This window comes from Rhodothermales bacterium (assembly GCA_013002345.1).
Taxonomy (GTDB): domain Bacteria; phylum Bacteroidota; class Rhodothermia; order Rhodothermales; family JABDKH01; genus JABDKH01.
On record JABDKH010000115.1, the window covers coordinates 1 to 4,720 of the forward strand.

Here is a 4,720-nt window from a genome sequence, read left to right on the forward strand (position 1 = left end):
TTCAGATCCTTGGTTTGCGCGAACTTCATCACCCAGTGTTGGGGCGACTTCGGCTTGCCTGCCGCCTTAACCTTCGACAGGCACTCGTCGATGACGTCGTTGCTCATCGGCGTCGATGACTTCAGGCGAACCACCTGCTTATTCTCCTTCCGACCCATCGACTCGACGGTGAGTCGCTCGTTCAGCAGCAGCTCGGCGAGGATCCCGCCTCCGATAGCATACTCATACATGGGACCGGAGGCTACCGTACCCTCCTCATCGCGCAAGACCAGGAGAAGGATTTCCTCATGCAGGTACAGCCTCTCACTGTTCTCCATCATTAGCCCTCCGACTTACAGTGGTATCCGTCCTACGAGAGATCAACCTGCCAGGGTTCACGACGACCGCACCATCACGCCGAAACCAGATCAAACAGCATCAGTGCGGTGGGCAATAAGCCCGCGCGCGCAAGGGTCTGCATCACCGCCCCTCAGCCGGCTTCCCCGCTTGCGGGTTTCTTGCGAACCCCGTATTGGATACATGTCATTAGAGACAGGCTTACGAAGAGACCGCACCCGAGATCAAGCTGGTCGTCGGTGACCCGCGAGTCCACAACGTGTGTCGGCTGGTCGCGCTCGATCTGTTGTTTGATCTGTATGAGTCGGAGTACGAAGGCGCGGGGGTGGGTGATGCCGATGGCAGTCGAACTCGCGACCTCTACAATACCATTGGGGAAACCATCCGTCGTATATCACGGTGGGAATAGCAGTTCATGGGCGAGTCGGATTTGTGTTGGTACACAGAGCGTACACGAAGTGCCGAGCCTGTCAACCTACTCACGCTCTCGAATCCTGTCTCACGCGGTCGGAATCGGTGGCGCATCCGAGATCATCCGTCGAATCCACCAACTCACGGTAAACAGTATCCCTGCGGTTGGAATCACGAGGAACGGGAGCGACAAAACGTTTGTGTTCATGGTTGCGCTGATAACGAAGGCCATGATCACGATCGTACCACCGACGGGCTCCCATCGCCAGCCAAGCATGAGGCCAATCAGCCATGCTCCCATCGCGCCGAGTCCGACGTAGTCGTCTGGCTGTAGCGGTCTCGATGCTTCTTCACCACCGCCGGTAAGGCCGCTAATCAGATGAGCCGCGATAAAGAAGCCCCATATTGTCAGGACGACCAGGCTAATGCTACGCGCAGCCCACCGCGAGACGTTCGCGGTTGTATGACGGAACCGGGCAGATTGGTCTGAGCTTGATTCGTCGACAGCACCTGCGGGCGCTTGAGTTTGGTTCTGCATTCTTCTAGCGCCCATGAAGTGAGTGTCCCTCATGGTCCTCTTCGGTGTGGGTCGGTTCTCCGGCCTCGTCATCGTGCGCTGGCTTCATGCGAACGAGTGCGATTCCAGAGACCATTAGAGGAACGAGCAGGAGTGTATTTGTGAGCGCGACGGTAGACCACTGAAGGGCTCCCTTGCGCCCGAAGACAACCGCAAACCCTGCCGAGACCAACAACAGGATTATGCCCGTGATCCTTGGCCACCGATGTGCCGTCCAGGCCGGAACGAAGAAGGCGGCTACCAGAGCACTGCCTGCCAGGATTCCGAGGATCGCTTCCGAGAACTCACCATCGGGATTTGACTCTCCGATTAAGGTCGCTAGAACGAACACGGCCCAGAATGAACCGAATGTCATAAGCACCAGAGATGCCGTTCTTTGTGCTCCCCAGTAGGACAGTAGCGCACTGAACATCCATGACATCCAGAGTAGTAGCAGGACGAACCTGATCCACTCTGCTGACTCGTCGAGCTCGGCGCTCCACTCAAGTCCTGAAAGAACAAGTATGGCCGCAAAGCCGCCAATGAGATACGCATGATATCCGGCTCGATGAGCTGCCTGTCGCTGGAATTCGTCGTGATCTCGCAGCCAGCCTAGTTCCCTCAGAAGTCCGGGACCGAATGCGCCAAGTCCGGCCACAAACAGTAGGCTCCTCGACACAAACATCCAGAGAAGGATGCCGCAAACGACGAGACCGCCGGCAATCAGGCCGGTTAGTGGAGGTATGGTTCTCACCGAAATCCTACTAGCCATGATCGTCACCCCGATCGAGTTGGAAGAGTGCCTCGACCGGAACCGCAAACGCTTCCGCAAGCCGAAGAGCGAGCACAATCGACGGCTTGTATCGTCCCTTCTCAATCGACACGATCGTTTGCCGCGTCACTCCGACGCGTTCAGCCAGCTCCTGCTGTGTGATATCTTGCAGCAGGCGGTGGCGGCGTACCGTGTTTCGAACCTTATCCTGTCGAGTCACATCAGAGAGTACAGTAAGCTTTACATAAAGTCAAGTATACTGTACTGCTGGCTATGAGGCCTTGTTCGAATGCCACGTCAAAGACAGACGAGGTGAGCGCCAGATCGTACTCGCGAAAAGACGAGCATGCACACCGATTCCAGACGCGCAAAGCCGTGATCCAGCTACTATTGTTGCGATCCGGATCGGACTTTTACATCTTCGACCTGTTAGCCAGCCGCTCGTCAAATGAAATCGCGGGGTTCTCACATGTCACGCATCGCAGGCCCGCTGATGGCTCTACTTCTCGTCGGTACGAGCACGCTCATGTTTCCGGCATGCTCTAGCTCCCCGACCGAGGAAGCAATCTCAGTTACCGTTGCCCTCTTGGGTACGGGATCCGGTTCGGTGACTTCAAGTCATCCACACGCGGATATCAATTGTACGATCACGCTGGGTACGACTTCCGGTTCTTGTTTCGATGACTTCAATGACCTTGAGGGAGCCCCGTCGCTCATGCTGACGGCAACGGCACAGGATGGTAGCGTATTTGTCAACTGGGGTGCTTGCCCGTCCGTGCAAGGCAACGTATGTACGATCGACGTGACCCAGCCAGAAGACTGGGTCATCACTGCAGGATTCAATCTGCAGTGATGGCGGGCGCCCGGGTGCACACAGGCTTGATACTGATACCTTGTCGGATGTGGCAGGCGACAGAGACCCGGACGTGGTCGTGGCCAATGTGATCGCTGGTGGCGGGCGAACATCGTCCACAGCAATAAGGGGAACCAGCGGAATCTCACCGGACTCACATCTTTTGGAAACCTCCCGTGGGATTCTATGTGCAGCCAAGGCGGGCCTGACAGGTGATGGGCGAGGGATTGATCTCGACGGCACGTTTTTCCAAATGTCTTGCTCGCCCGGCGCAACGAGTCTCCGCCCGAATCTAGCACGGCGCCGGATTGGCCTTCGTGGTGCGCCTAATGTGCCAGTGACGTACCCTGCCCGAAGCAGAGTAATTAGTTTCCAGGAACGCAAGGAATCAGATGGCGATGAATCGAAGACTACAAATCGGATGGCTCCTCGTGACAGTGATTCTGGTGAGGTCGAGTCTGGCACAGCCCCAGCCCACCAACGGTCGCTCATTCTACACGTTACCGCTGAACGACCCGTCAGCCGTATCCGTTGATTCCTTCGGCGCACTTGGCGACGGCGCAGCCGATGACGCCGCTGCGATCCAGGCCGCCATTGATCACGTCAATGAGCGGTCACGGTTCGGCGTAGTACTGATCCCGGAGGGTCGGTACCGGATAACCGAAACGCTGTACGTGTGGAAAGGAATCCGCCTGATCGGTTTCGGCACCGATCGCCCGACTCTTGTTCTCGGTCCGAACACGCCCGGATTTCAGGACGAAGAGGGTCGATACATGGTCCACTTCGTGAGTGATCGTCCGCGAGCGGGACGGCCGATCCGGGACGCCAACCCGGGCACGTTCTACAGTGCGATGAGCAATGTCGATATCGAGATCGGCGACGGCAATCCGGCCGCGATCGGCGTGCGGTCGCACTTCGCACAGCACTCCTTTCTGGCCCACATGGATTTCCGGATCGGGTCCGGACGCGCGGGCGTCGAGAAGGTGGGCAACGAGATAGACGATTGCCGCTTCTTCGGGGGCGACTACGGAATCATCACCACAAAACCGTCGCCGAGTTGGCCCTTTCTGATGATCGATACGTACTTCGAGGGGCAGCGCGTGGCGGCCATCCGCACCGAGGAAGCCGGCATGACCCTGGTCCGAAACCGGTTTCGCGACGTACCGACTGCCGTCATGGTCAACCCGGACCGGGCGGAGGAGTTAATGATGATCGATTCCCGGTTCGAAAGCGTGTCGGGTCCCGCAGTCGTAGTCAGTGACGAGTACAATGCGCGTCCGCAGTTCAACCTGATCAACGTGGTCGCAGTTGACACGCCGGTTCTGGCGCGTTTCCGGAGGAGTGGAAAGACTGTCGAAGGGCCATCGCGCACGTACCGTGTGGAGGACTTCACCCACGGCCTGCAGATCGACGATCTCGACGGCTCGCCGAGGATTCACACGAGCCACCGGCTGATTCCGTTGGAATCCGTGCCTTCGATGCCGCCGACCGATATTGCAGCGCTGCCTTCACAGGACACGTGGGTCAGCGTCAAGGATTTTGGAGCATCGGGAGACGGCGAGACCGACGACACGGCGGCTCTGCGCGAGGCCGTGGCCACACACCGAACGCTCTTCTTTCCGGCCGGCCGGTACCGGGTCTCCGATACCATCCTGCTGAAGCCGGAGACGGTCATGATCGGTCTCAGCCCGATCACGACCCAGATCGTGCTGCATGATCGTACTCCCGCATTTGAAGGGCACAGTGGTCCGAGGCCCCTCCTCGAAACGCCGAGTGGTGGCACCAACATCGT

At 58.2% G+C, this 4,720-nt stretch carries 6 protein-coding genes; 2 read left to right on the forward strand and 4 right to left on the reverse strand.

Going from position 1 to position 4,720, the window contains the following annotated elements:
• From HKN37_05770 to HKN37_05785, 4 genes are all read right to left on the reverse strand, one after another.
• Window positions 1–320, reverse strand: a 320-nt coding sequence (locus tag HKN37_05770; GenBank protein ID NNE46150.1) for a GPP34 family phosphoprotein, incomplete at its 3' end; no start/stop codon positions are given.
• A gap of 515 nt (window positions 321–835) precedes the next feature.
• A complete protein-coding gene (locus tag HKN37_05775) occupies window positions 836–1,285 on the reverse strand; it encodes a hypothetical protein (protein NNE46151.1) in 450 nt (149 codons plus the stop codon).
• A 4-nt stretch (window positions 1,286–1,289) separates the two neighbouring features.
• Window positions 1,290–2,075: a hypothetical protein gene (locus HKN37_05780; protein ID NNE46152.1), complete on the reverse strand. Its 786-nt coding sequence runs from the start codon at window positions 2,073–2,075 to the stop codon at window positions 1,290–1,292.
• Complete coding sequence (locus HKN37_05785; GenBank protein NNE46153.1) at window positions 2,068–2,295, reverse strand: helix-turn-helix transcriptional regulator; 228 nt, start codon at window positions 2,293–2,295, stop codon at window positions 2,068–2,070. Before HKN37_05785 ends, HKN37_05780 begins: the two co-directional genes overlap by 8 nt.
• A gap of 249 nt (window positions 2,296–2,544) precedes the next feature.
• On the opposite strand from HKN37_05785, the gene HKN37_05790 reads away from it, so the two are divergent.
• A complete protein-coding gene (locus tag HKN37_05790) occupies window positions 2,545–2,928 on the forward strand; it encodes a hypothetical protein (GenBank protein NNE46154.1) in 384 nt (127 codons plus the stop codon).
• Between the two features lie 398 nt (window positions 2,929–3,326).
• On the forward strand, window positions 3,327–4,720 hold a 1,394-nt coding region (locus HKN37_05795), incomplete at its 3' end, for a gluconolaconase (GenBank protein NNE46155.1).